Raw genomic sequence first — 25,631 nt, forward strand, 5'->3', positions numbered from 1 at the left:
AATGGCAACTAAGTCTATTGAAACTGAGGCCACCGAGGTTCGCGCCGTCGCTAAGTACGTGCGTGTTTCCCCCAGCAAGGCCCGCCTGGTGGTCGATCTGATCCGCCGCAAGCCTGTCGCTCAGGCCTTCGACATCCTCCACTTCTGCGACCGCGCCGTCGCCGTGGATGTCGAGAAGGTTCTCCGTTCCGCCGTCGCGAACGCCGAGAACAACAACGGTCTGCGTGCCGACAACCTGGTTGTCGCCGCTGCCTATGTTGACGAGGGTCCGACGCTTAAGCGCATCCGTCCCCGCGCCAAGGGTTCCGCTTCTCGCATTCTGAAGCGTACTGCCCACATCACCGTCGTCGTTGCTCCTCGAAAGGAGGCGTAAAGCTGTATGGGTCAGAAAGTCTACCCCACCGGCTTCCGTCTTGGCATCACCGAGAACTGGCGCTCCCGCTGGTTCGCAGAGAAGGATTACGCTAAGACCCTCGGTAACGATCTCGAGATCCGCAAGTATCTCGAGAAGCGTCTTTCCCGCGCAGCTGTTTCCCGCGTCGAGATCGAGCGCGCTGGCGACAAGGTGAAGGTCATCATCCTCACCGCTCGCCCCGGCGTTGTCATCGGTAAGAAGGGTGCCGAGATCGATACCCTCCGCACCGAGCTCGAGAAGGTCGCTGGCGTCTCCAAGGGCCAGCTCTCCGTCGACGTTGTCGAGATCAAGCGCCCCGAGCTCGACGCCAACCTCGTTGCTCAGTCTATTGCCGAGCAGCTCGAGGGCCGCGTTGCCTTCCGTCGCGCTATGCGCAAGGCTGTCCAGTCTGCCCGCAAGGCCGGCGCTAAGGGCATCCGTATCCAGTGCTCCGGTCGTCTCGGCGGTGCCGAGATGGGCCGTCGTGAGTGGTACCGCGAGGGTCGCGTGCCTCTGCACACCCTCCGTGCCAAGATCGACTACGGCACGGCTGTCGCCAGCACCACCATGGGCGCTTGCGGCGTGAAGGTCTGGATCTACCTGGGTGAGAAGCTCCCGGGCCAGCCTGTTCCCAACCCTGCACTCGAGGGCTCTTCCCGTCCTCGTCGTCGTAACTCCGAGAGGAGGGGTCAGTAGTGCTTGCCCCTAAGCGTATTCTTCACCGCAAGGTGCAGCGTGGCTCCATGAAGGGCCAGGCCAAGGGTAATACCGAGCTGCATTTCGGCGAGTTTGGTATCCAGGCTCTCGAGGCCCATTGGATTACCAACCGTCAGATCGAGGCCGCTCGTATTGCCATGACCCGCTATATGAAGCGTGGCGGTCGTGTCTACATCACGATCTTCCCCGATAAGCCCATCACCAAGAAGCCTGCCGAGACTCGCATGGGTTCTGGTAAGGGTAACCCCGAGGAGTGGGTGGCCGTCGTCAAGCCCGGCCGCATCATGTTCGAGGTCAAGGGCGTGCCCGAGGAGGTAGCTCGCGAGGCTCTGCGTCTTGCTCAGCACAAGCTCCCCATCAAGACCAAGATTGTGGTTGCCAAGAACGCTGAGCAGCGCATCGAGAAGGAAATGGCTGAGGAGGCCGCTCTCGAGGCCAAGTGGGCTGCTGAGGACGCCGCCGCCGCCAAGGAGGAGAACTAATGAAGCCCGCAGAGATTCGTGAGCTCTCGGACGCTCAGCTCGTTGAGAAGCTGAAGGAAATGCGCGCCGAGCTCTTTAACCTTCGTTTCCAGATGGCCACCAGCCAGCTGGACAACACCGCTCGCGTCAACACCGTGAAGAAGGACATCGCTCGCGTCCTCACGGAGCAGCGCGCCCGCGAGATCGCAGCGGAGAAGTCCGCTGTCGCCGAGTAGGACCTAAGGAGAGAACATGACTGATTCGCGTAACTCGCGTAAGGTCCGTACGGGTGTCGTTACCTCCGTCTCCGGTGCCAAGACCATCGTTGTCACCGTCACCGAGCGCAAGCGTCACGCCAAGTACGGCAAGATGATGACCAGCTCCAAGAAGCTGCACGCTCACGACGAGGAGTGCACGGCTGGCGTGGGCGATACCGTCCGCGTTATGGAGACCCGTCCTATGTCCAAGATGAAGCGTTGGCGCCTCATCGAGGTCGTCGAGCGCGCTAAATAAGCAGTCGCTCTTACGACTTGTACGTTTCCGAAGATGTGCGTATGCCTGGCTTGCATACCACGGCCGTATAAAGGCTGCGCACCTCTCTTCGGTTCTTAGTTCGGAGGAACATCTACCATGATTCAGATGCAAACCATGCTGAACGTCGCCGACAACTCCGGCGCTCGCAAGATTCGCTGCATCAAGGTGCTTGGCGGTTCCAAGCGTCGTTATGCAGGCATCGGCGATGTGTTCATCGGTGCTGTCCAGGAGGCTACCCCTGGCGCCAACGTCAAGAAGAAGGACGTTGTCCGTTGCGTCGTCGTTCGCACCGTTAAGGAGATCCGCCGCAAGGATGGCTCCTACATTCGCTTTGATGAGAACGCCTGCGTTGTCATCAACAACGATGGTTCGCCCGTCGGCACCCGTATCTTCGGGCCCGTCGCTCGCGAGCTTCGTGACAAGAAGTACATGAAGATCGTCTCGCTCGCTCCCGAGACCCTGTAGTTAGGGGAGATATATGTATATCAAGAAGGGCGATAAGGTCCAGGTTCTCTCTGGTAAGGATCGCGGCAAGCAGGGCGTTATCCTGCGTGCTCTCCCCGCCGAGAACAAGGTCGTTGTCGAGGGCGTTTCGGTCGTCAAGAAGGCCGTCAAGCCCAACGCTGCCAACCAGCAAGGTGGTATCGTTTCGCAGGAGGCTCCCATCGATGCCTCCAACGTCAATCTCGTTTGCCCCGAGTGCGGTAAGGTTACCCGCGTCGGTCACGAGAAGGACGGTAAGAACAAGCTGCGCGTCTGCAAGAAGTGCGGCCACAAGTTCTAAGCTGCCCGCAACATCAAGTTGCTAGTAAAGGCCCGGATGCCCCCACGGCACCCGGGCCTTTTTCTATCCCCACTCATTGGGGACAGACATAAATGAGTAGTCGTTTGGGACGTTCTTAAACGACTAGCCTATGGGGACAGTCTTTAGATCAAAAATACTCATTGAGGACAGACATAAATGAGTAGCATAAATAATGCGTTGTTCTCCATTAATTGTTTTCGTGCGTATTGATGCGCGTTCTTTTGCGTTTAATTGCTCACTAATACGTATATACGCGTTGAGTGCGTAAAAATGTTGACCATTTGACGGAGGGATACGCAAAAACACGCACATACACGCGTATTTGTGCGAATATAGAGCTGTTAGAAAAAGACTTTTCACGACGCAGGAGGCACATAATGGCAGATTCTAAACAGGCTCCGCTCGACGCCGAAGCAGCCGCTAAGGCGGCGTTTGCCTCGGTCCAGGACAAGCCGTTCCCCGACGATATCTTTACGGCTCCTGAGCTTCGCTGGGCTGTGATCGGTTGCGGCGTTATCGCCAACCAAATGGCCCAGTCCCTCGCTCTGGCCGGCCGCAAGCTTGCGGGCGTCGCCAACCGCACGCTGGCCAAGGCCCAGGCTTTTGCCGAACAGTATGGCGTCGAGAAAGTGTACGAAACGGTCGAGGACCTCTACGCCGACCCAGATATCGACGCCGTCTATATCACAACGCCGCACAACACGCATATCACCTATCTGCGTGCTGCTCTGGTAGCTGGCAAGCACGTGCTCTGCGAGAAAGCCATTACGCTCAACTCCGCCGAACTCGATGAGGCCCGTGCCATTGCCGACGAGCATAACGTGGTCCTCATGGATGCCACTACGGTGCTCCACATGCCCCTGTATCAAGAGCTGCGGCGTCGCATGGATGCGGGTGACTTTGGCCGCATGAACCTCGCCCAGCTCAATTTCGGTAGCTATAAGGAGTACGGCGACCTGACCAACCGCTTCTACAACCGTAGTCTTGCCGGCGGCGCCATGCTCGACATTGGCGTGTATGCCCTGTCCGTCATGCGCCTGTTTATGGCCAGCCAGCCCGCTGAGGCCGTGTCTCTGGGCAATACCTGCGAGACTGGTGTCGACGTTGCGGGCGGTATTGTATGCCGCAATGCCGAGCAGCAGCTGGGTATTGTGAGCCTTACGCTCCACTCCAAGCAGCCCAAGCGCTCGGTCATCAGCTTCGATAAGTGCTATATCGAGGTCAACGAGTATCCGCGTGCCGACCATGCGACCATCGTGTGGACTGAAGACGGTCGCCGCGAGGAGGTTCACGCCGGCAACGAGGCATACGCTTTGTGCTACGAGATGGCCGACCTGGAGAAGGCCGTTGCCGGCGATGATTCGAAGCGCGAGCTTCTGGGCTATGCTTCTGATGTTATGGAGCTGATGACCAAGCTCCGCGCCGATTGGGGAGTCGTGTACCCCGAGGAGGAGTAAGCGATGCTTGCGGAAGATAGGCTCAACGCGATCGTGTCGATGGTGCAGCAGGCCGGTTCGGTTACCGTGCCGGAGCTTGCCGAAGCCTTGGGCGTGACGGCGTCTACCATTCGGCGCGACCTGCAGACGCTCGACCGCGCACACCGTATCGCCAAGGTGCACGGAGGCGCGACGAGTCTGGAGCGCGCGCACGTGACGCGCGACCTGACGATCAGCGAGCGCAGCGATCTCCATAACGACGACAAGGAGCGCATCTGCGCTCGTGCCGCGGCCCTGGTGGAGCCCGATAGCTTTGTGTATATCGATTCGGGCTCCACGACCCTCAAGCTCATCGAGCATCTTCCGCGCCTTGAGGGTGTCACCTATGTGACCGACTCCGTGCTTCACGCTCAGCATCTCGCTTTACGCGGCATGCGCACCGTGGTACTGGGCGGCGAGCTCAAGCCCGAGACCGAGGCACTCGTCGGTCCCGATGCCTTGGCGACCCTGGACCGCTATAACTTCAACTGCGGCTTTTGGGGTTCCAATGGCATCGCCGCCGACCAAGGTCTCACCACACCGGATATCGAGGAAGCGCAGGTTAAGCGTATCTCGATGCGCCATACCGCCAAGCGCTTCGTAATCTCGGACGCCAGTAAATTTGGCATGGTGGCGCCCGTCAAGTTCGCGGACTTTCGCGATGCAACGATCATCACTGCGGGCGAGGTACCCGCCAAGTACCAGTCGATGGACAACGTCATCACGGTCTAGCGACGGGACAAGGCCATAACCACCGTGACGGGGCAGGAACCGTTGCGGTGGATCAATGGAAAAGCGGCAACGTCCATTTCGGGCGTTGCCGCTTTTGTTGTTTACCGGGTTTGTCTAAGTCTGTAACAACTAGACCACTAAAAGTGGGTTAGATGTTATAGATTGAGATACTTCCGAACCGCGCCGTCCCTTTGTCTCGATCTGTAACATCTGGGACCAATTTTGCCGAGTTATTGTTACAGATTGAGATTTTCCCTTGAGGGGGATTTGAATGTCTCGATCTGTAACAGATAGACCGAAAAATGGGTTCTAACTGTTACAGATCGAGACGTTTTGGCGCCGCGGCTGAGCCATCGTGGCGGCTTGACGTTTGCCTAGATAAAACCTACCAAAATAAACCTGTCCCTTATCGGCAGGTTTTAGGGCTCCCAGGGGCAAGGGGCTTCGATGTGGATGTGCTCGCCGGTTACGGGATGCGTGAAGGACACGCTGTGGGCGTGGAGCATCAGGCCGCAGGGACGCGGCGTGCCGTAGAGCTCATCGCCAACCAGGGGATGACGCTCGCTCGCCAGATGCACACGGATTTGGTGCTTGCGGCCGGTGAGCAGCTCCACATCGATATATGAGCGCGTGGGAAGGCCACGGCGGCTCTTAAGACGCTTGAGCACCTTCACGCGCGTTTGAGACGGCTTGCCGCTGGCGCCGACGCGCATCTTTCGGCTGTCGTGACGGTCGCGGGCGATGGGCTTATCGATGAGCTTTTCGTTCCAGTCGATCTTACCCTCGGCGAGCGCCAGGTAGTGCTTTTCGAAAGCGTGGTCGATGACCATCTGGTCAAAGGCGGGCTGCGTCTGCTTGTTTAGCGAGAACAACACCACGCCGGTGGTGTCGCGGTCCAGGCGGTTGAGCGGCTGCATGTCGGTCGCGGCAAAGCCGTCACCCATCGCCAGCAGCAGGTCGCTGGCGTAGTCGGTGAGCGTGCGCTCGCCGGTGCCGTCGCCGTGGACGATCATGCCGGCGGGCTTGTCGATGGCCATGAGCCAGGCGTCGCAGTAGAGGACTTGAGGTTCTTCGTTCACGTGTAAGCCTTTCGGTTAGCTGATTCCCACAAACATGCAGCCCGAGGTCGCCCCCCGTAGGCGGGCGGCGGGCTTGCGGCCGGCCTGCGCGGCCTCGACGGCGCGACGGACACGGGCGACGGCACGGCCCACCTCATCCGTCTCGAGCAGCGTTCCGTCCACCATGAGACGACGCACGCCGGCATCGAGCAGCTGAGGAACCTGTGGCGTGAGATCGATGGGGTAGGCATCGTACAGGCGAGAACGGCCGTGGATGTCGGTACGCACGGGCATGACCTTGCCGTCGATATTCTTGAGCGAGAGCTTGCGGGCACGCAGACGGCAGTTGGCACAATCGTGGATGCAGCCGTTGGCAACCTGCAGAATGCAATGCTCGCTTGTCATGACGCGCGGGCGGCCAAAGACGGTGATGCCCAGAGCCGCGGGTGCGGCGGCGCCGAGCGAGACAATCTCGTCGAGCGTGATTTCGGGCGAGAGCCAAAACGCACCGGCTCCGCGCTCGGCAAGTGCCTCCATGCAGGGCGTGTTGTGCACGGGCAGGCAAGAGCGAACCTCGGCCGTGGCGCCGGCATGCGCGGCTACGGCGAGCTCGGAGATATTGCCGACGGCGACGGTGGCCCCGGCAACAATCCACGGATCGACGCGCTCGTGGTCGACGGCACGGCAGACCTCGTCGAGTACGGGCACGATACCCTGCTCAAACGCATCGGCGGGGGAGAGTCCGACAGCCTCGAGCGCGTCGGTGGTCATGTAGATGCGCGTCGCACCCTCCGCGCGGGCTGCCTCGGTAGCCTCGAGCGTGGTGACAGTGGCGCAGACCTGCGGCTCGTCGCGGTAGTGCTCGGACATGGGGCGGGAATCACTGGTTACAATCGCCGGCAACTCGAGCGTTTTCGTGCGCTCCTCGTACGGCGCAAAAATGGCCTCCTCCAATGCTTTACAGGCGGCGGCGCGCACCTTGTGCACGGCGGAGAAGCCCATACCGCAGCCGGCGTCGAGCGAAACGTCAAAGCTCGCCGCCTCAAAGGGCGAGGAACCCATGCGGCCCACATGCTCAACCAGGTCTGCCGCCTCGACGGCGCGGGTCTTGGCGGCCTCGACGGTAAAGCCCGTGGCGGTGGCGGTGAGCGCGGGGTTGTCACAGCAGGTGAGTGTGACAGTAAACGGCTCGCCCCGGCGCGCCACGACGGACACATCAACAGCTCGGCGGCGCAGCACATCGCGCTTGAGCGCGGCGCCGGCGGCGTCGATGGCACGCTGACTGCGGATCACGCGGACGTGGCAGCCCTCGGGCATGCTGCGGGGCACGCGACATTCGATGATGTCGCCCGCGGCGGCATCATCGGCGGCAATGGTGGTCAGGAACTGGTCAAACTCGTTATCGTGGCGAAGCTCCAGCAGGTCGCCCTTGCCCACGGGCTCAAACAACTCAATGCGGGCGATGGCGGCGCGGCGACGGCGGTCGTCGGGCTTGAGTCCGCGCACATCGCGGTTGGCCGGGCGGCTGCCCAGCACCGTGCCCACGATCTGGCCGCGGTTGTTGGAACGCTCATAGCTCATCATCTCATCGCCCGAGGTGCCGTCCTGATAGGCGTGCGTAAAGTCGCGGTTGAAGCAGCGCTTGAGCTGGCGCTGGCGCGCGGCTTCCTCGTCCTTGGCCACCGTAGCTCCGGCCAGCATGTCGTCAATTTCGCGACGATACACATCAACGATGGAGTACACGTAATCGGGCGCCTTCATGCGGCCCTCGAGTTTGAGCGATGCGGCGCCGGCGTCATACAGACGGCGAACAAGCTGTGAGGTGTTGGTGTCACGCGGGCATAGCGCACGCTCGCGGCCAGCGGGGGAGAGCGCGCGACCGTTCTCGTCGATCAGCTCGTAGGGCAGGCGGCAGGGCTGGGCGCACATGCCACGGTTGGCCGAGCGGCCCGCCATGGCAAAGCTCGAGAGCAGGCACAGGCCCGAGTAGCAAAAGCAGATGGCGCCATGGCTAAAGACCTCGAGGTCCACATCGGGCGCGGCGTCGTGGATGGCGGCGATCTCGTCGATGGAAAGCTCGCGCGAGAGGGTCACGCGGTCGGCGCCCTGCTCGCGGCACCAAAGGGTTCCGCGGTCGTCGTGGATGTTTGCTTGGGTTGAGATGTGCGTCTCGATGGCGGGCATGGTGCGCTTGACCTCAAAGAACAGGCCCCAGTCCTGGATGATGAAGGCGTCGGCGCCCAGCGTGGAGCAGCGGTGGATGAGTTGCAGCGCATCGCCCATCTCGGACTGCTTGATGACGATGTTGACCGTGACGTAGACGCGCGACCCGGCAAGATGTGCGGCGCGGCAGGCTTGCTCAAAGGCCTCGTCGGTAAAGTTGGTGGCCTTGCGGCGGGCGTTGAAGCTGCCCATGCCGCAGTAGATGGCGTCTGCCCCGGCGGCGAGTGCGGCGGCAAAGGGCTCGGGCCCTCCGGCGGGCGCCAAAAGCTCGGGATAGGTGGGTGCGGTGGGGTGCGAGTGGCTGGTTTGCGTCATTATGCCAAATCTTTCGTCGAGGTTCATTTTGAGTATAGCGTGACCGCCTTGTATCTGCGATTTGTTCGAGCTCTGCATAGTACCAAATTATTACCTATAAAAAAGTTTGCATGGCCTTGGAGCGATGGACAGCATGCGGGAAGTTGGCCATAGACCAGAGCCATAATCCGGAGCCTCCAAATAGAAACCCTTTCTTGAATGGAGCCCGGTATGCACAAAGAGACTATTGCTCCCACGAATGCTCCGCCCGCCATCGGCCCGTACTCTCCTAGCATCAAGTTGGGCGACGCGCTGTTTCTCTCCGGTCAGCTTGGTATCGATTCGGCGACGGGCGAGCTTCCCAAGCGCGTTGGGTCCCATCGCAAGCAGCCTCAGAAAATAGCAATTGATAATAATAAATTATTAAAAAATACTCTTCATCAAGTACATTCGCCATCTCTTCCCTGCGGTGGTTACGGGAACCGTCATTTTCACGATTGGCCTTTCCCTGTATCCGATCGCCATTCGCTGGATGGCCGGCGGTATGGGAACGCCGTTGTGGGGCACGCCCGAGGCATGGCTTATCGCCATCATCACCCTTGTCGCAGTGTTCGTGCTTGGTAATTACGGTAAGGGTATTTTGAGCTTGGGCTCGCTTCTGTTCGGCATCGTCATCGGCACGATTGTCTCGCTTCCCTTTGGTATGCTCGATCTTTCCGCTGTGGGCGATTCCGCATGGGTTGCCATGCCCGAGATCATGCACTTCCAGCTTGAGTTCCAGCCTGCAGCCATGGCGACCGTAGCCATTGTCTATGTGGTCAACTGCCTGCAAAACATGGGTGGCGTTGCTATGACCGTCAACGCCGTCGAAGGCCGTATCCCCACTTCCGATGAGTATGCCGGCGGCATCATCTCCCTAGGCATCATGAGTATCCTGGGCGCATTCGTCGGTGCCATACCCCAGTCGACCTACGAGCAGAACACTGGCATCATCATCTCCAATGGCGTAAAGAATCGTTTGGTCTTTACCTTCGCATGCCTGGTCTTTATCGTCGCTGGCTTTCTGCCTAAGTTCGCCGCGGTGCTCACCTGTATTCCCCAGCCCGTCGTGGGCGGCGCCGTTCTCGGTGTCTTTGCAACGATTACGATGAGCGGTCTCGACCTGATCGTTGAGGGTGGCCTCACGGCTCGCAAGAAACTTATCGTCGGCACCGCCATTGCTCTTGGTCTGGGCATCGAGCAGGTTTCCGGCTGCCTTGCCGGCGCCGGTATGCCCGAGTGGGTTGGCACCGTCTTCGGTTCCTCTGCGCTCGTAGTTTCCACCATCACCGCCATTTTGTTGAACATCTGCCTGCCCAAGGGCGAGGAAAATCTCGAAGAAGCGCGTGTCGAGGCCCAGATGTCCGGATCTGTCGGGGAGGATTAAGCGCAACGTTGATTATGAGAAACGGCCATGTCGTTTGTGGCAGAGAAAATCGCCCACAGGTTCGATGGTCATATACGCCTTTCCTTCTCCGCCGGGGTGGATGAGACAAGCGCTAGCAATCTGGTTGAGGCGGGTATCTGATCGGTGACGGTGGCGACTTCGCTGCTTCGTCCGTGCGGCTATGAACATTTTGTCCGCATGGTCAAAATCGATGAGCGCACTGCTTCGACCGGCGAGCGCACGGTGGATGTCGAGGCGATTCATACACTGAATGAGTCATAGCCCGACCATTAGTCTTTCTCTCTTTCGCAAGAGGGCGTCGACTCATTTCGACGCCCTCTCGTTTTGTATACGGGGCTCTTGGTATCAATTGGAATCTTAGACAAGCGCTTCGGCGAGTGTCATGTCGCCCGTCCAATGTGCGGCCGGCACGATAGGAGAAGAGATGACGGCAGCGGTCAAAATGTGGCGGAGACGAGAGCTCCATCGTCTATCGTATTTAAGCGTGTCATCGAGGATCCGACAAGGTCAAGCGATGGGTCTGGCGGAAAGAGGGCGATTGGACGTACCTGTCGAAAGATAGCCCATGGGCGGCGAGACGGACAGCGAATGCGTCGGCGGCTCATAGGGCAATAAGTAGCCCGGGATTTAGTTTACATAGCCTTTAGTTTACGTTACATAGCCTTAAGGTTTCGCAGGCTGGTTTATTAACACCGCGTACATAAGATGATAGCGATATCGGAACTCGTGTCACCAGGAGGATGTACATGCTCAAAAAGATGATAAGCGCTGCGCTTGCGGTCTTATTATGTGCGACCAGCCTATTGAACGCAACGGGCTGCACGGCTACAAATGCCGGCAAGTCTGCACAGGACAGTAAGACGACGCAGACGTCTGCAAATGACGGAAAAAAGACGACCGTAGAATTCTGGTATGCAGGCGGCAAAACAGCCGTGGGCGTCATCCAGGATATTGTCGACAAGTACAATAAATCCCAGGATAAATATGAAGTCAAAACCGTTACCCAAGCGGATTATGACGAGACGTATCAAAAACTCCAAGCTGCCATCGCAGGTAATTCTGCGCCAGATTTGGTGCTATTGAGTCCTTCTGCCGCAAGGACGCTCGACGAGAAGAACCTCTTGGCCGATCTCAACGAGTACACCAAAAAGGATGACACCTTCAACAAGGACGATTTGATTTCTGCCTTTTACAGTCAGGGAACCAACGATAAGGGTGGGCAGTTCGCATTGCCGGCCTACGGAACGACTCAGGTCCTGTATTACAACATCAAGGCGTTTGAGGACGCCGGCGTAGATCCATCGTCCATAAAGACTTGGCAGGATTTGGGTGATGCCGCCAAGAAGATCAAGGCGACCGGAAAGTACGAATATGGATGGGAGCCCATGTGGGGCCCAGACAATATGATCGATGCTGCTCTCAGCAACGGCGCCTCGGTATTCTCGAAGGATGGCAAGAAGGTAACGATCAATTCAAAACAGTGGGTCGAGGTATTTGAGCAATTTCGCAAGTGGATCCATGACGACAAGACGATGGCCATCCACTCTGGCGGACAGGGCTGGGAGTACTGGTACGACACCATCGACGATGTTATCCAAAACAAGGCCGGCGGCTATACGGGTTCTTCGGGAGATCAGGCGGACCTCGATTTCAGTATCGTTCAGGCCATTGAACAGCCTGCTTGGTCCAGTGCTACCGAATCAAAGCCCACGGCGGGGGCACAGACGATGAGCATTCTGAAATCATCGAGCGATGCAGAGAAACAGGGCGCGTACGATTTCCTGAGGTACTTCATGTCTGTCGATTCCCAAGTCGAGTGGAGCACGACCGTCGGATACGTCCCGGTGAATAAAAAGATCATGGAAGACGATACGTACAAGAAATACCTTGAGGACCATCCCCAGGCCGTCGTTCCCTTTAACCAGGCGAAGCACGCTTCCATCTATCCTGTCGATCCGACCAACGGGCAGGTTCACGATGCGCTGAAGGTAGCGGCCGATAAGGTCGAGATCGATAATGTTCCCGCAAAAGAGGCCCTGGACGAAGCGCAGAAGACTGCACAGGCTGCTTTGGATGCGGTAAACAAGTAGCTATGAAAAAGGAACTGAAGTACACGTTCTCACGAGAAGCTGCTGCCATTCAAAAGCAGCAGCTTCTCTTGAATGACGACGAAGATGCAATAACCATTTCGGTCGAGGGGAAACCATCGATACTGGCTTCTGTGGACCTGTTCGTCAAAGACAGCGCAGACAACGTGCTCTTCCACAGGCAATTGGGGACCGGTGGAAATGTCATCACGATCGCGAATGATATAAGAAGAGCATCAAATGGTGCTATACCGTGCATGTTGACGAAGGGGGTGTACACGATCGAGCTCGTGCTATGGCATGATGCGCAATCCCATCTTCTCCACACTGCGCGGGTAGACGTAGTCTGTGAATCTGGATGCGCGGGGCAAGCCGATCCGTGCGGGACCGTTGTCTGGATGGACAGGCGGGGAAAGCTGTCCGGATATGATCCAGATCACATGAAGAGAAATCACACCGGCTGGTATAAGGGAGATTTTCACTGCCACACAGTTCTGTCGGACGGGCATGAGCGTCTTTCCAATCAGATGGCAAAGGCAGACCTCATGGGATTGGATTTTTACTCGGCGACCGAGCACAATCTGGTCCCCGCGACATGGGTCGAAACGGATCTGCTCGTTATCTGCGGGACGGAGATAACAACGATATATGGGCATGCGAATGCCTTCGGTTTAAAAAAACGTCCCGACAATCTGGACCGTGTCTGCGCCGGCGACAGTCGAGAGGCCTTTCTGGACATCCTCGGTCAATTACATGCGGAACGCAGCGTTATCAGCATCAACCACCCATTTTTAGTGCCGTGGCAATGGTCATGTCCAGATTATCCCCTAGATAAAGTTGATTGCCTTGAAATCATAAACGACCCCACCTATCCGAATAACCATGAGGCGAATCAAAAGGCAGTCAGGCTGATCGATGCGATGTGGAATGACGGATGGCAGATCTGCGGTATCGGGGGAAGCGACACGCACGCATTGCTGCATGAGTGGTATACGCCCGAGAGCGGACCGTCCATTGTGGGGGATCCGACCACGCATGTGTATAGCGAGGGGCTGAGCCAAAACAAGATACTCGAGGCACTTCGAAAGTGCCACGTATTCGTTACGAGATACATTGAAGTGAGCTTCTGCATGCGCGAGAACGGGCGCGAAGTGCTTCCGGGTGACGCAATGCCTGAGCCCGGAACCTTCGAAGCCGTCTTCCGATTCGACAATGTGCGCGAGCCGATTCATCTTTTTGTTATCAGGGACGGCGTGAGGGAGAGCCTGCGTCTCGAGTTCGATTTCGAGTACAGGAGGGCGACCGCATCATACCGGGTCAATTGGAGTGCGGACGCATACCATTGGATGCGCTTCGGCGCGGAAGATGAAAAAGGGGACTGCATCTTCTACGCCAATCCCGTGTATTGCTGTGAAAGAGAGCATCAGTTCGATACCTTTGGGGCGGCGATAGATGAAATTGCATGACGTTCGCGGGGTCATCTTCGATAAAGATGGAACCTTGATAGAGTTCCAGCCCTTCTGGATTCCCGTGACATGCCGAGTGCTCTCGAGGCTCCGGGAACTGTACCAGGCGGATGCCATCGAATATCAGGATTGCCTTTCCGCCCTCGGAGTTTCCGAGGGCGGAGAAGTGGATCCGGAGGGCCAATTGGCGGTCGGGACCTATGGAACAATCTCTCGTGCCGTATCGGAGGTGTATGCGCGCGGCGGCGTCGAGGTGGACGGGGCCTCCTTTTTGGGGGACATGACGCGGGCTTTCGAAGAGGAGGCAGCTCGCCAGCCTTGTACCCTGACGGCAGATATGCATGGGCTGCTTGCATTTCTGAAAAAGAAGAGGATTCGGGTCGCCATCGCAACAACCGACAACACGGAAGTCACGCAGGGGTTCCTGCGGGAAAATCGCATAGCGGCGGACATCGTGTCCACATGCGATGGCCCCATTCCAAAAAAACCAGATGCCGAGCTGATCGGCTACTGTGCGCGGGCATGGGATACGACGTGCGAACATGTTCTGATGGTGGGGGACACCCCAAATGATCTTCGGTTTGCCCGAAACGCGGGCGCCCGGACTGTTGGAGTGTTGACCGGTGTCTCTTCCGAACGAACGCTTGCCCCGTATGCCGATCTCGTTCTAGCGAATATAGGAGAATTGAAAAAAGTACTATGACGACTATTCAACTCAAACACGTTAATAAGACATATGAGAACGGCTATGAGGCGGTTCGAGACTTCAATCTCGATATCGAAGGAAAGGAATTCGTGATTCTCGTAGGTCCCTCGGGATGCGGGAAATCTACTACGCTCAGGATGATCGCGGGCCTCGAGAGCATCTCCCAAGGTGACCTGCTGATCGATGGACAAGTCATGAATGAGGTGGAGCCCCAAGACCGCAATATAGCGATGGTCTTCCAAAACTATGCGCTCTACCCCCATATGACCGTAAAGGACAACATCTCCTACTCGCTGAGGATACATAAAGTCCCAAAGGACGAGATCGAGGCCCGCGTAAGTGAAATCGCCTCCATGCTCAACCTGGAGGACCTGCTGGACAGGAGGCCAAATCAACTGTCAGGCGGGCAGAAACAGAGGGTGGCGATGGGCAGGGCCCTGATTCGAAAGCCAAGGGTGTTTCTCATGGACGAGCCGCTCTCGAATCTGGATGCCAAGCTCAGGGCGCAAATGCGCGTCGAGATCGCCTCACTCTATGAAAAACTCGACACGACGTTTATCTATGTGACGCACGACCAGACAGAGGCCATGACGCTGGCGACCAAAATAGTCGCCATGAACAACGGCGTCGTTCAGCAAATCGATACCCCCTACAATATGTTCCACTACCCGGCAAATCGTTTCGTTGCGGGGTTCATCGGCATGCCCGGAATGAATTTCGTTGAGGTCGACCTCGTGGAAAGAGACGGGGACGTCTATGTGCGGGGCACGGATGGCGAACTCAGGGTGAATGAGGAGCGGGCAAGGGAAATCCGTGGCCGATCAAAGCAAAACTCAAGGGTGGTTTTGGGAATTAGGCCAGAGCACGTCATCCCATGCGAAAAGAAGGACTCCTTTTTTTCGGGTCGCATCGATGTCTACGAGATGCTTGGCTATGAGGGGGTACTTCATGTCAAGACAAGCGACGGAGACATCGTTTCGTCGATCGAGGAGAGCAATTCATACAGGCCGGGTCTTGAGGTGCATCTACGCCTCAACGAAGCGCACATCCACTTTTTCGATATCGAAAGCGGAGCGACCATTTGCAATTAGGCCGCAGACGGCTCTCGTCTTCACGTATGCGAGATTAGAGCGCGGCAGCCCCTTTTGGTCGGTCATAGGCCTGCCGTGTCCGATGGATGGCCTGCGGTTCGATATGCACCGCCGATGCCCCTGATTATGTATGGCATATGGGAATCCGTGGACAAGGCTGCTGCGCGCATGCGGACGGAGACCATGTCCTCGTGTTGCGGCCCACGTTCGCCCGACGTCGATGTCCCCGACTCTTCAGAGAGTGATTGGAAATGGAAAAATATAAACTGAAAAAAATAGGGAGTGTTCTCCTGTTTGTGCTGCCCGCGTTTGTCCCGTTGAGCGTGTTTTGGCTCTATCCAATTTGCAAGGCAATATGGATGAGCTTCACCAACTCCGATTTCATGAGTCCGGCGTTCAATTATGTGGCATTCGACAATTATATCGCGGTGTTTCACGATAGCCGTTTTTATGAGGCCCTGTTGAATACCCTCGTTTTTACGGTGGGCACCCTGGTCCCCACGATCGTTCTGGGGTTATTGCTGGCCTTGGCCCTTTCAAGGAAATTCCGCGGGTCAGAGTTTCTGAAATTCATCATATTCTCGCCCTGGGTCACGCCGACGGTCGCCATTTCTATTGTATGGACGTGGATTTTTCAGCCAGACAACGGCCTTGCCAACCAAATACTGAATGTCTTCCATCTTCCCGGATTGCAGTGGATTTCGTCGTCGGATACCGCAATGCTATCCGTCATCATCGTGACGATATGGAAGTCGCTCGGATATGCCATGATTTTCTACCTCTCTGCACTGGAGAAGGTGCCGAGAGATCTGTATGAGGCCAGCTCCATCGACGGGGCCCGTGGAGTCCGCCAATTCTTTGATATCACGCTGCCTTCGATCTCCCCCACGACGTTCTTTTTGACCATCATCACGATGATCAATTCTTTGCAGGCATATGACCAGATTCAGATCTTGACACAGGGAGGCCCTGCCGGCTCCACGAGGACCCTGCTGTATATGTACTATCAGCTGGGATTCCAAGAATTCTCGATGGGAAAGGCGTCGGCGATCGCTGTCATCATGATGATCATCACGGTGGCGCTTTCGATTTTCCAGTTTAGATACTCTAAAAAGTGGGTGAACTATGAGTAATCAGGGTTTAAAAAGGCTGTCCTTCTTGGGACTCCGCGTCTTATTCTTGACGTTTTTCTCTGCCTTGACGGCACTTCCGTTTATATGGATGGTCTGCAGCTCGTTGAAACCGAGCGAGGAGGTCATGAGATCGGTTTCCTTTCTCCCGAGCCATGTTGATTTTGGCAACATCGTCGGCGTTATAACGGCTTCGCCCATTCCGGCCTACATCTTCAACACCACTTGGATTTCGCTGCTGATCGTTGCCTTGCAGGTCTTTACATCCGCCATGCTCGCCTACGCATTGGTGTTCATGGATTTCCGAGGGAAGAACGGCATCTTCATCACTGTCATGGCGACGTATATGCTGCCCGTGGCGGCAACGTATATCCCGTCCTATATTATCCTTTCTCACCTGAATCTCCTGAACACCTTTACGGGGTTGATAATCTCGGGCACGGTATCGACCTTTGGCGTCTTCTTGCTTCGGCAGGGCTTTATGCAGATTCCGAAAAGCCTCGTAGAGGCGGCGCGAATGGACGGATCGAGGCATTGGGAGATCCTGTGGCATATCGTCTGCCCGCTCACAAAGTCCTCTTTCGTCACGCTCGGATTGATGAGCTTCATCTCTGCCTACAACAACTATATGTGGCCGTCCTTGATTACGAACGACCCATCACGCTATCTCGTCTCGCAAGGGTTGAGGGCCTTCTTTATCGAGGGGGGCGCCTATGGTACAAATTGGGGCTTGGTAATGGCAGCCAGCGCAATCGTCGTCGTTCCCCTGCTGGCCCTGTTTGCGTTGACGGAAAAGTGGTTCGTCAACGGCATCGGAGGGGAGACCGGGGTTAAGGGGTGAGCCCGGTGGGATTGAGGCCAGAAGGGGTCTGAACGGGACATATGCCATGGCGAGCATATCTCCAAGCGCTTTTGGAGATTATCTTGGTAGGTGGGCCCATCGAGCCGCCTGACCAGCCGGTGTCTGTCCGACGTGTCGTTGGCCCGCATGGCGTGGGGCGTCCCGACCGCGGCGGTGACGCAGCTCAGACCTCGAGGCCGATATCGGGCGCGGCAGGCGACGCCCGTAATTTAAGCAGGACAAAGTCATCAGCAGGCTTCGCAGCAAAACGGATCGCTCACCAGGTTGTCGGCTGTGCCGTTTGGCGGCCGAGGGGCACCGTTGGTCGATAAAACTTTCTCGCATAATAATAAAATTCTTGCATCACGCGAAAACCTTGAGTACTATCCCAATCAAGCGCGGTGTTCAGACCGAACTGTGCCTCCCGGTGTGAACACCGCGCTCACGCTCTCTATTTGATCGTAAGGAGAAAAACATGAGCAAGACCGTCGTGTCTTCCGATAACGCACCTGCAGCCATCGGTCCGTATTCCCCCGGTATCCAGACCGGCAACATGGTGTTCCTGTCCGGCCAGCTGGGCATCGATCCCGCGACCGGCAAGCTGCCCGAGGGCGTCGAGGCCCAGGCTAAGCAGTCCCTTGCTAACGTCGAGGCCCTGCTGACCGCTGCCGGCGCTACGTTTGCCGATGTCGTCAAGACCACGGTCTACCTGGCCGACATTGCCGACTTTGCCGCCGTGAACGAGATCTATGCCTCCAAGTTCGAGGCTCCGTTCCCCGCACGCAGCGCTTTCCAGGTTGCCGCCCTTCCGGCCGGCGGCCTGGTCGAGATCGAGGTCGTCGCCGCTCTCTAAGACGTTGGCAACAACTCAACATGACATGCAAAAAGACCCTGCAGTGCGAGCTGCAGGGTCTTTTGTCAGGGGCAGTCTTTTTGGGACGGGGCTATTTTAGCTACCCCTACATGCGGGATTGATTTTACTTGCGGCACATCGAAATCGCGGGCAGAGGAAGGGTAGCTAAAATAGCCCCGTCCCAAAAAGACTGCCCGCGCTCCATTTTGCTCGTTAGCCTTCCTTGCGGACTTTTTGCAGGTAGCGGTAGACGCTGGGCTCCGAGATACCCAGCGCGGTGGCGGCGCAGGCCACGGCGCCCTTGAGCATGAACACACCGTTGCCGTTGAGGTGACGAATGACGTCCACGCGGTCGCTCTGACCAAGCGACGCTACATCCATCCCGCGCGCGCTCAGCAACTCGGCAATGTTGCGGTCGATGAGCTCCTGTGTGGACTCCGAAAGGCTTTCGACCTCGATAGACGCGGGCTCCGCCTGCCTAGGCACGGCGTCGAAGCACGCCATGAGCTGCTGTGCCATGGCGTTGATGGAGCGAACGGCCGAAAGATCGGTGTTGACGCAGAGCATACCGACGATCTCGTCATTCTCGCGGATAAAGTACGTCGCTGACTCCAACGTCTTGCCACCGGCACCGCGCCCCTCGTAGCCCGTAATAAACGGCAGGTCGCGATACTTGGGGTCGTGAATGATCTTGAGCGCCAGATCGGTGGCGGGACCGCCGACCTTGCGGCCGCTCACGATGCCGTTGCGAATATCGACGATGGCGTGGTCGATGTCCGAGAAATCGTGCAGGACGATCTCGCTGTTCTTACCGAGTATCTGCTCCAGGAAATCGACCATCGGCAAAAAGCGACGTACGGTCTCGTTCACGGGCAACTCCTTTAGGTGAAATCGGAAGTTTCATAACAATTTTTTCTCATGGTAACACGCTGCTCATCATCTCGTATATCCGCAGGTACATTGCGTAATACAGACGAACGGTAGGAATTTGGCGGCAAGCGGTTGACCAAAAGAAAAGTTAGATGTTATTTTGACCTGACACTTTCTTGACCTGCGGAAATGCATTATCTCAGCTGAAGAATAGTCTGATAACAAATAATTATTATTGAGAATGAGAAAATTCTTTAATACGATATGCAACGAAGGCACAACCTCAACCCCGCACTGCGTCACAATAGGGCGTTAGATGCGAAAACAACTACTTCGAGGATTGGTGGTCAAATGACCCAGGAGACGGTTACGAACGGCACTGAAGCCCTGTTCACTCGCGAAGGCATGCCTCCCGTTAAGGAAATGATCCCGTGTGCCCTCCAGCACGTACTGGCATCGTTTGCCGGCATCATTACCCCAGCGGTCATCATGGCCGGCGTCTACGGCTTTAATAGCCAGCAGAGCACCGACATCATCCAGGTCGCGCTCATTCTTTCGGCGATCGACACGGCCCTTCAGGCCTTCGCCCCCTTCCGTCGCATCGGCGGCGGCCTGCCCATCGTCATGGGCGTTTCGTTCGCGTTCCTGCCGGCCCTGCAGGCCATGGGGGCCTCGGGCTTTAGCTTTGGCGCGCTGTTGGGCGGCGAGATCGTCGGTGGCGCCGTCGCGGTCCTCTTTGGTCTGGCCTACAGCAAGATTAAATGGCTGTTCCCGCCCGTCGTGACCGGTACGGTCATCTTCTCCATCGGCGTTTCGCTGTATCCCACGGCCGTCAAGTATATGGCCGGCGGTATGGGTACGCCGCTGTGGGGCACTCCGCAGGCCTGGTGCGTCGCTCTTATCACCTTCGCCGTGGTCTTCGCACTTGCCAACTTTGGCAAGGGAACGCTCAAGCTGGGATCTGTGTTCTTTGGCATGATCGTTGGCATGATCGTCTCCATCCCCTTTGGCATGATTGACTTCTCCAGCGTCGCCACCGCTCAGGCCTTCGCCCTTCCCAAGCTCATGCCCTACGCGCTCGAGTTTGATCCCGAGGTCTGCATTACCCTCGCCGTCGTGTTCCCCATGGTTGCCATCCAGGTTATCGGTGACGTCTCCGCCGCCTGCCTGGGCTCCATCGACCGCATGCCCACCGAGCGCGAGCTCTCCGGCGCTATCGTGTCCCAGGGCCTCACCTCTATGGTCGGCGGCCTGCTGGGCGGTCTTCCCACCAGCGCCCTTGGCCAGAACGTGGGCATCATCTGCTCCAACAAGGTCGTCAACAAGTGGGTTTTTGTGACCATTGCGGCCGTCTTTGCCATCGCCGGTCTGTTCCCGCAGCTCTCTGCCGTCCTTTCCGCTATCCCGCAGCCCGTCATCGGCGGCGCGACCGTCGGCGTCTTTGGCACCATCACCATGAACGGCGTGCGCATGTTCACCCGCGAGGGCCTCACGCAGCGCACTACCACCATCGTCGGTACCTCTGTCGTCTTTGGCCTGGGTATCTGGATGGCCAGCGGCTGCCTTGCCGGCGAGGGTATGCCCACCTGGGTGTCCACCGTCATCGGCTCCAATGCCGTAACCCCCACCGCCATCATGGCCATCGTGCTCAACCTGATCCTTCCGCAGACGCCGGTCGTGGCTCAGCACATCGATGCCGCCAAGGATGCTGCCGTGGATCTGGTCTTGCCCGAGAGCAAGAAGTAATCAATTCGGTGCTATTCGTCGGCGGGCGCATCGCCTCGTCCGCCGACGTCATGCGGCGCCAAGCCGCACTTCAAAGGGTTTGTCCCTTTGGTGAAGCGTTGACGGGAGAGGGCCCGTTTCCGGTGTAGGCCGGCGCTTCGCACTTCCGCCATGCCAGAGGTGTCAAACCCCGCCCCTGATGTTGAAGGGAGCTTTCATGCTTCTGGTCGCTAACGGTTCCGTCTTTACCCGCAACGCTCAGACCCCGTTCATTCCCAACGGTGCGGTCGCCATTGACGGAGATACGATCGTCGAAGTGGGCCCCGAGTGCGAGCTCAAGGCCAAGTACCCGGATGCCGAGTACGTCGACGCCCGGGGCAACCTCGTCATGCCCGGACTCATCAACTGCCACACCCACATCTACTCGGGTCTGGCCCGCGGCCTTGCCATCAAGGGCTGCAACCCCACCAACTTTTTGGAGAATCTTGAGCAGCAGTGGTGGAAGATCGACGACAACCTGACGCTCGGCGGCACCAAGGCCAGCGCCTATGCCACGATTCTGGACTCCATCCGCGATGGCGTCACCACGATCTTCGATCACCACGCGAGCTTCTGCGAGATCCCGGGCAGCCTCTTTACCATTAAGGACGCCGCGCAGGAGCTGGGCATGCGTTCGTGCCTATGCTACGAGGTCTCCGATCGACGCGGCCAGGAAAAATGCGACCAGGCCATTGCCGAGAACGCGGAGTTTGCCCAGTGGACTGCCAAGGAGCGTCGCGATAACGACAACCACATGATTGCCGCCATGTTTGGCGGACATGCCACCTTTACGCTGTCGGACGAGACCATGGACAAGATGGCCGAGGCCAACAACGGCCTGACCGGCTTCCACATCCACGTATGCGAGGGTATGAATGACGTGTGGGACTCCCGCCTCAATCGCGGTGGCATCAGCCCCGTCGAGCGCCTGCTGCAGCACAACCTGCTGGGTCCCGACACCATGCTCGGCCACTGCATCCACGTGACGCCCGCCGAGATGGACATCGTCAAGGAGTCCGGCACTTGGCTCGTCAACAACCCCGAATCCAATATGGGCAACGCCGTGGGCTGCGCCCCCGTGCTTGAGTTCTTCCGTCGCGGCATCCCCGTGTGCATGGGCACCGACGCCTACACCCACGACATGCTCGAGAGCCTCAAGGTCTTCCTGATCATTCAGCGCCACAACGCCGCCATGCCCAACGTGGGCTGGTGCGAGGCCATGACCATGCTGTTCGAGAACAACGCCAAGATGGCCAGCAAGTACTTCGATCGCAAGCTCGGTGTGCTCGAGGCCGGTGCCGCTGCCGACGTCATCGTTATGGACTACAAGCCCTTTACGCCGCTGAGCGAGGAGAACATCGACGGGCACATGCTCTTTGGCATGATGGGCAAAAACTGCCGCACCACCATCATCGACGGCCGCGTCCTGTACAAGGATCGCGAGTTTGTCGGTATCGATGAGGAAAAGATCAACGCGTGGATCATGGCTGAGTCCAAGAAGCTCTGGAGCACGCTCAACGATCGCACCTACTAATTCACAAGTAGATTCACGCGCGTCGGGTGTTTCGCCGCATCTGACGCGCGCATAGGCGGCCTCCGCGGGGTCGCCGGCGCTGTGCTAGCGCTACACCGTATTTGCGCCCGTCGCGCGGTCTCGCCGGGCGTTACAGAGAGGAGCTCATTATGAGCGACATCATGAGGCCGATCCCGTTTTCGCAGCTGATGAACTGGATCATCGAGGAGCACAAGACCCAGGACGCCATCTTTGGCGTGCGCAAGATGGTCACGACCAACCAGGAGGGTGCGCTTCCCATTTTTGACGAGCGCATCGAGACCCCGTTTGGCCCGGCCGCCGGCCCCAACACGCAGCTTGCCCAGAACATCGTGGCATCCTACGTGGCCGGTTCCCGCTTCTTTGAGCTCAAGACCGTTCAGGTTATGGACGGCGAGGAGCTCTCCAAGTGTGTGAACAAACCCTGCATCGTTGCGCAGGACGAGTGCTACAACTGCGAGTGGTCGACCGAGCTCGAGGTTCCGCAGGCCTTTGCCGAGTACGTGAAGGCATGGTTTGCCTGCCACCTGATCGCTCGCGAGTACGGTCTGGGAAGCCCGGACGGCTTTGTCTTTAACATGTCGGTGGGCTATGACCTGGAGGGCATCAAGAGCCCCAAGGTCGACGCCTACATCGAGGGCATGAAGGACGCCAGCGGCTCCGACGTCTGGAACGAGTGCCGTGCCTGGGCGCTCGCCAACCTGGACAAGTTTGAGCATGTCGACGCTGCGTTTGTCGAGTCCATCCCGGCGCGCGTCTCCAACTCCATCACCGAGTCCACGCTGCATGGCTGCCCGCCGGCGGAGATCGAGCGCATCGCGACCTATCTGATCACCGAGAAGGGCCTCAACACCTACATCAAGTGCAACCCCACGCTGCTGGGCTATGAGTTTGCCCGTCAGCGCCTCAACGAGCTGGGCTTTGACTACATCGTCTTCGACGACACGCATTTCCGCGAGGACCTGCAGTGGGCCGATGCCGTGCCCATGTTCGAGCGCCTGATTGCCCTGTGCGCCGAGCGCGGCCTTGAGTTTGGCGTCAAGCTGACCAACACGTTTCCCGTCGATGTGACGAGAGACGAGCTGCCTTCCACCGAGATGTACATGTCCGGTCGTTCGCTGTTCTCGCTGACCATCGAGGCCGCCCGCCGCATTACCGATCAGTTCGATGGCAAGCTGCGCATCAGCTACTCCGGCGGTGCCACGGTCTACAACATCCGTGCCCTGTATGACGCCGGCATTTGGCCCGTCACCTTGGCGACCGACGTGCTCAAGCCCGGTGGCTACGAGCGCTTTAGCCAGATGGCCGGCGAGTTTGGCGATCTGGACGGCAAGCCGCTCGCGGGCGTCTCGCTCGAGGCCGTGACTGCGATCCAGACCGACTCGCTCACCAACCCGCTCTACAAGAAGCCGCTGCGCCCGCTGCCCGACCGCAAGGTCGCCGGCAAGAGCCCGCTTTCCGACTGCTTTACCACGCCGTGCCGCACGAGCTGCCCCATCCAGCAGGATATTCCCGCCTATCTGGCGGCTGTTGACGAGGGTCGCTACGAGGACGCACTTAACATTATCATCGAGCGCAACGCCCTGCCGTTCATTACCGGCACCATCTGCCCGCATCCCTGCGGTCGTGCCTGCGAGCGTGCATTCTACGAGCCCGAGGGCGCCCAGATCCGCGCCAGCAAGCTCAAGGCCGCCCGCGAGGCCATGACCGCCGTGCTGCCCAAGCTGCGCGCCCAGGCCATCGCCAACGACGGCGAGCGCAACGTTGCCGTTATCGGCGGCGGCCCGGCCGGTCTGGCGGCGGCGTTCTTCCTGACGCGTGCCGGCGTGCCCGTCACTATCTTCGAGGCCCGCGATTCGCTCGGCGGCGTGGTCCGTCACGTGATCCCCGAGTTCCGCATCGCCAGCGACGATATCTCCCACGATGCCGAGCTCTGCCTGGCCTTTGGCGCCAAGGTTCAGCTCAACGCCCGCGTGGAGTCCATTGACGAGCTCAAGGCCCAGGGCTTTACCGACGTGGTCGTTGCCACCGGTGCCTGGATACCCGGCTCTGCGGGCTTGGGCGAGGGTGCCGAGCTCGACGTGCTGGAGTTCCTCGAGGCCGCCAAGAAGGGCGAGAAGCTCGAGCTGGGCGAGGACGTCGTGGTCATCGGCGCTGGCAACACCGCCATGGACGCGGCCCGCGTGGCCAAGCGCCTGGCTGGCGTGAAGAACGTGCGCCTGGTGTATCGCCGTACCAAGAAGCAGATGCCCGCCGACGAGGAAGAGCTCGATCTTGCTCTTGCCGACGGCGTTGAGTTCTGCGAGCTGCTGGCGCCCAAGGCACTCAACGGCGCCGTGCTGACCTGCGATGTTATGGAGCTTGGCGAGCCGGATGCAAGCGGCCGTTGCAGCCCCGTCGCCACGGGCGAGACCGTCGAGCTTTCCGCCACCACGGTGATCTGCGCCGTGGGCGAGGGCATCGATGCCAGCCTGTACGATGCCGCGGGCGTCGAGCGCGACCGTCGCGGCCGTCTTGCCGCCACTTCCACCGGCGTCGAGGGCGTCTGGGCTGCGGGCGACTGTCGCCGCGGTCCCGCCACCGTGGTCGAGGCTATCGCCGACGCCGCCGAGGTCGCCCGTGCCATCGCCGGCGTGGACTTTAACAAGTACGCCGACTGCAACGAGCAGGCCGGTCGCGAGGACACCTGCTACGAGCGCAAGGGGTCGCTGTGCCGTGACAAGCGCAACTGCACCAAGACTCGCTGCCTGGGCTGCGGCTCGGTGTGCGAGGTCTGCTGCGATGTGTGCCCCAACCGCGCCAACGTTGCCATAAAGGTGCCGGGCCTGGCCAAGCATCAGGTCGTCCATGTCGATGGCATGTGCAACGAGTGCGGTAACTGCGCCGTGTTCTGCCCCTACCAGGAGGGTCGTCCCTACAAGGACAAGCTCACCCTGTTCTGGAGCGAGCAGGACATGGAGAACTCCGAGAACGAGGGCTTCCTGGCCGTGGACGAGGATCACTTTAAGGTCCGCGTCGCCGGCACGGTCCGCACCGTCTCGGTCGATGCCGTCAATACCGGTCTGCCCGAGGCCGTCCGCCTGACCATCAAGGCCGTGCGCGACAACTATTCGTATCTCCTTAAGAAATAA

General features: G+C 58.5%; 23 protein-coding genes and 2 pseudogenes. 22 read left to right on the forward strand and 3 right to left on the reverse strand.

The annotated features are described in order from the left end of the window. Window position 1: 1 nt before the first annotated feature. From rplV to SFLMC1_RS02750, 9 genes and pseudogenes are all read left to right on the forward strand, one after another. Window positions 2-373, forward strand: a complete 372-nt coding sequence (rplV, locus tag SFLMC1_RS02710; RefSeq protein ID WP_152073487.1) for a 50S ribosomal protein L22 — start codon at window positions 2-4, stop codon at window positions 371-373. Window positions 374-379: 6 nt separating this feature from the next. Further along, the gene (gene rpsC, locus SFLMC1_RS02715) at window positions 380-1,090 is read left to right on the forward strand and encodes a 30S ribosomal protein S3 (protein ID WP_006235037.1); all 711 of its coding nucleotides are present in this window, start codon (window positions 380-382) and stop codon (window positions 1,088-1,090) included. Further along, window positions 1,090-1,485: pseudogene (rplP, locus tag SFLMC1_RS02720) on the forward strand (50S ribosomal protein L16); the annotation flags it as partial. The gene rpsC and the pseudogene rplP, both read left to right, overlap by 1 nt. A 107-nt stretch (window positions 1,486-1,592) precedes the next feature. Further along, a complete protein-coding gene (gene rpmC / locus SFLMC1_RS02725; protein ID WP_006235039.1) occupies window positions 1,593-1,808 on the forward strand; it encodes a 50S ribosomal protein L29 in 216 nt (71 codons plus the stop codon). A gap of 16 nt (window positions 1,809-1,824) precedes the next feature. Further along, a complete protein-coding gene (gene rpsQ, locus SFLMC1_RS02730; protein WP_152073488.1) occupies window positions 1,825-2,085 on the forward strand; it encodes a 30S ribosomal protein S17 in 261 nt (86 codons plus the stop codon). 117 nt (window positions 2,086-2,202) lie between these two features. Continuing rightward, window positions 2,203-2,571, forward strand: a complete 369-nt coding sequence (gene rplN / locus SFLMC1_RS02735) for a 50S ribosomal protein L14 (RefSeq protein WP_006235041.1) — start codon at window positions 2,203-2,205, stop codon at window positions 2,569-2,571. 13 nt (window positions 2,572-2,584) lie between these two features. Then, on the forward strand, window positions 2,585-2,890 hold the full coding sequence (gene rplX, locus SFLMC1_RS02740; RefSeq protein ID WP_099432059.1) for a 50S ribosomal protein L24: 306 nt from the start codon (window positions 2,585-2,587) through the stop codon (window positions 2,888-2,890). Between the two features lie 398 nt (window positions 2,891-3,288). After that, window positions 3,289-4,368, forward strand: a complete 1,080-nt coding sequence (locus SFLMC1_RS02745) for a Gfo/Idh/MocA family protein (protein WP_152073489.1) — start codon at window positions 3,289-3,291, stop codon at window positions 4,366-4,368. A 3-nt stretch (window positions 4,369-4,371) separates the two neighbouring features. Then, window positions 4,372-5,118: a DeoR/GlpR family DNA-binding transcription regulator gene (locus SFLMC1_RS02750; RefSeq protein WP_152073490.1), complete on the forward strand. Its 747-nt coding sequence runs from the start codon at window positions 4,372-4,374 to the stop codon at window positions 5,116-5,118. 419 nt (window positions 5,119-5,537) lie between these two features. Here the strand turns inward: SFLMC1_RS02750 and SFLMC1_RS02755 are convergent, their stop codons facing one another. Further along, entirely contained in the window at window positions 5,538-6,197 is a 660-nt protein-coding gene (locus SFLMC1_RS02755) for an RluA family pseudouridine synthase (protein WP_226814208.1), read from the reverse strand. Between the two features lie 15 nt (window positions 6,198-6,212). Beyond that, entirely contained in the window at window positions 6,213-8,714 is a 2,502-nt protein-coding gene (locus SFLMC1_RS02760; protein ID WP_152073491.1) for a U32 family peptidase, read from the reverse strand. A gap of 210 nt (window positions 8,715-8,924) precedes the next feature. On the opposite strand from SFLMC1_RS02760, the pseudogene SFLMC1_RS11405 reads away from it, so the two are divergent. The 10 genes and pseudogenes from SFLMC1_RS11405 to SFLMC1_RS02810 form a co-directional block, all read left to right on the forward strand. Continuing rightward, window positions 8,925-9,053: pseudogene (locus tag SFLMC1_RS11405) on the forward strand (Rid family hydrolase); the annotation flags it as partial. Between the two features lie 88 nt (window positions 9,054-9,141). Then, window positions 9,142-10,119 carry a uracil-xanthine permease family protein gene (locus SFLMC1_RS02770; RefSeq protein WP_226814223.1) on the forward strand — a complete coding sequence of 326 codons (978 nt, stop codon included), beginning with the start codon at window positions 9,142-9,144 and terminating at the stop codon, window positions 10,117-10,119. 144 nt (window positions 10,120-10,263) lie between these two features. Then, window positions 10,264-10,401 carry a hypothetical protein gene (locus tag SFLMC1_RS02775; protein WP_156064337.1) on the forward strand — a complete coding sequence of 46 codons (138 nt, stop codon included), beginning with the start codon at window positions 10,264-10,266 and terminating at the stop codon, window positions 10,399-10,401. 485 nt (window positions 10,402-10,886) lie between these two features. Further along, window positions 10,887-12,230, forward strand: coding sequence for an ABC transporter substrate-binding protein (locus tag SFLMC1_RS02780; RefSeq protein ID WP_152073493.1), 1,344 nt, complete (start codon window positions 10,887-10,889; stop codon window positions 12,228-12,230). Window positions 12,231-12,232: 2 nt separating this feature from the next. After that, window positions 12,233-13,693 (forward strand): CehA/McbA family metallohydrolase, encoded by a 1,461-nt coding sequence (locus tag SFLMC1_RS02785; protein ID WP_152073494.1) that lies wholly within the window; start codon window positions 12,233-12,235, stop codon window positions 13,691-13,693. Next, window positions 13,680-14,396: an HAD family hydrolase gene (locus tag SFLMC1_RS02790; protein ID WP_152073495.1), complete on the forward strand. Its 717-nt coding sequence runs from the start codon at window positions 13,680-13,682 to the stop codon at window positions 14,394-14,396. The genes SFLMC1_RS02785 and SFLMC1_RS02790 overlap by 14 nt, the downstream gene beginning before the upstream one ends. Then, the gene (locus SFLMC1_RS02795) at window positions 14,393-15,490 is read left to right on the forward strand and encodes an ABC transporter ATP-binding protein (protein WP_152073496.1); all 1,098 of its coding nucleotides are present in this window, start codon (window positions 14,393-14,395) and stop codon (window positions 15,488-15,490) included. Before SFLMC1_RS02790 ends, SFLMC1_RS02795 begins: the two co-directional genes overlap by 4 nt. 251 nt (window positions 15,491-15,741) lie before the next feature. Continuing rightward, window positions 15,742-16,623, forward strand: coding sequence for a carbohydrate ABC transporter permease (locus SFLMC1_RS02800; protein ID WP_152073497.1), 882 nt, complete (start codon window positions 15,742-15,744; stop codon window positions 16,621-16,623). Window positions 16,624-16,747: 124 nt separating this feature from the next. Next, window positions 16,748-17,461, forward strand: coding sequence for a carbohydrate ABC transporter permease (locus SFLMC1_RS02805; RefSeq protein ID WP_222838017.1), 714 nt, complete (start codon window positions 16,748-16,750; stop codon window positions 17,459-17,461). A 475-nt stretch (window positions 17,462-17,936) separates the two neighbouring features. Continuing rightward, entirely contained in the window at window positions 17,937-18,314 is a 378-nt protein-coding gene (locus SFLMC1_RS02810; protein ID WP_089572469.1) for a RidA family protein, read from the forward strand. A 213-nt stretch (window positions 18,315-18,527) separates the two neighbouring features. On the opposite strand, the gene SFLMC1_RS02815 is transcribed toward SFLMC1_RS02810, so the two are convergent. Then, window positions 18,528-19,184: a transcriptional regulator gene (locus SFLMC1_RS02815; RefSeq protein ID WP_226814209.1), complete on the reverse strand. Its 657-nt coding sequence runs from the start codon at window positions 19,182-19,184 to the stop codon at window positions 18,528-18,530. A 351-nt stretch (window positions 19,185-19,535) separates the two neighbouring features. Between SFLMC1_RS02815 and SFLMC1_RS02820 the strand changes: the two genes are divergently transcribed. From SFLMC1_RS02820 to ygfK, 3 genes are all read left to right on the forward strand, one after another. Further along, window positions 19,536-20,930 carry a uracil-xanthine permease family protein gene (locus SFLMC1_RS02820; RefSeq protein WP_152073499.1) on the forward strand — a complete coding sequence of 465 codons (1,395 nt, stop codon included), beginning with the start codon at window positions 19,536-19,538 and terminating at the stop codon, window positions 20,928-20,930. A 196-nt stretch (window positions 20,931-21,126) separates the two neighbouring features. Continuing rightward, window positions 21,127-22,482: a putative aminohydrolase SsnA gene (ssnA, locus tag SFLMC1_RS02825; protein WP_152073500.1), complete on the forward strand. Its 1,356-nt coding sequence runs from the start codon at window positions 21,127-21,129 to the stop codon at window positions 22,480-22,482. Window positions 22,483-22,631: 149 nt separating this feature from the next. Next, window positions 22,632-25,631, forward strand: a complete 3,000-nt coding sequence (ygfK, locus tag SFLMC1_RS02830) for a putative selenate reductase subunit YgfK (RefSeq protein WP_152073501.1) — start codon at window positions 22,632-22,634, stop codon at window positions 25,629-25,631.

Source organism: Collinsella aerofaciens, from assembly GCF_901212495.1.
Classification (GTDB): domain Bacteria; phylum Actinomycetota; class Coriobacteriia; order Coriobacteriales; family Coriobacteriaceae; genus Collinsella; species Collinsella aerofaciens_H.

Bases quoted from the DNA above. Each gene is read 5' to 3' on its own strand.
- rplX (WP_099432059.1), top strand. From the start codon at position 2,585: ATGTATATCAAGAAGGGCGATAAGGTCCAGGTTCTCTCTGGTAAGGAT.
- rplV (WP_152073487.1), top strand. From the start codon at position 2: ATGGCAACTAAGTCTATTGAAACTGAGGCCACCGAGGTTCGCGCCGTC.
- ygfK (WP_152073501.1), top strand. From the start codon at position 22,632: ATGAGCGACATCATGAGGCCGATCCCGTTTTCGCAGCTGATGAACTGG.
- SFLMC1_RS02745 (WP_152073489.1), top strand. From the start codon at position 3,289: ATGGCAGATTCTAAACAGGCTCCGCTCGACGCCGAAGCAGCCGCTAAG.
- SFLMC1_RS02800 (WP_152073497.1), top strand. From the start codon at position 15,742: ATGGAAAAATATAAACTGAAAAAAATAGGGAGTGTTCTCCTGTTTGTG.
- SFLMC1_RS02750 (WP_152073490.1), top strand. From the start codon at position 4,372: ATGCTTGCGGAAGATAGGCTCAACGCGATCGTGTCGATGGTGCAGCAG.
- SFLMC1_RS02760 (WP_152073491.1), bottom strand. From the start codon at position 8,714: ATGACGCAAACCAGCCACTCGCACCCCACCGCACCCACCTATCCCGAG.
- SFLMC1_RS02790 (WP_152073495.1), top strand. From the start codon at position 13,680: ATGAAATTGCATGACGTTCGCGGGGTCATCTTCGATAAAGATGGAACC.
- rpmC (WP_006235039.1), top strand. From the start codon at position 1,593: ATGAAGCCCGCAGAGATTCGTGAGCTCTCGGACGCTCAGCTCGTTGAG.
- ssnA (WP_152073500.1), top strand. From the start codon at position 21,127: ATGCTTCTGGTCGCTAACGGTTCCGTCTTTACCCGCAACGCTCAGACC.
- SFLMC1_RS02795 (WP_152073496.1), top strand. From the start codon at position 14,393: ATGACGACTATTCAACTCAAACACGTTAATAAGACATATGAGAACGGC.
- rpsQ (WP_152073488.1), top strand. From the start codon at position 1,825: ATGACTGATTCGCGTAACTCGCGTAAGGTCCGTACGGGTGTCGTTACC.
- SFLMC1_RS02810 (WP_089572469.1), top strand. From the start codon at position 17,937: ATGAGCAAGACCGTCGTGTCTTCCGATAACGCACCTGCAGCCATCGGT.
- SFLMC1_RS02780 (WP_152073493.1), top strand. From the start codon at position 10,887: ATGCTCAAAAAGATGATAAGCGCTGCGCTTGCGGTCTTATTATGTGCG.
- rplN (WP_006235041.1), top strand. From the start codon at position 2,203: ATGATTCAGATGCAAACCATGCTGAACGTCGCCGACAACTCCGGCGCT.
- SFLMC1_RS02785 (WP_152073494.1), top strand. From the start codon at position 12,233: ATGAAAAAGGAACTGAAGTACACGTTCTCACGAGAAGCTGCTGCCATT.
- SFLMC1_RS02805 (WP_222838017.1), top strand. From the start codon at position 16,748: ATGAGATCGGTTTCCTTTCTCCCGAGCCATGTTGATTTTGGCAACATC.
- SFLMC1_RS02820 (WP_152073499.1), top strand. From the start codon at position 19,536: ATGACCCAGGAGACGGTTACGAACGGCACTGAAGCCCTGTTCACTCGC.
- rpsC (WP_006235037.1), top strand. From the start codon at position 380: ATGGGTCAGAAAGTCTACCCCACCGGCTTCCGTCTTGGCATCACCGAG.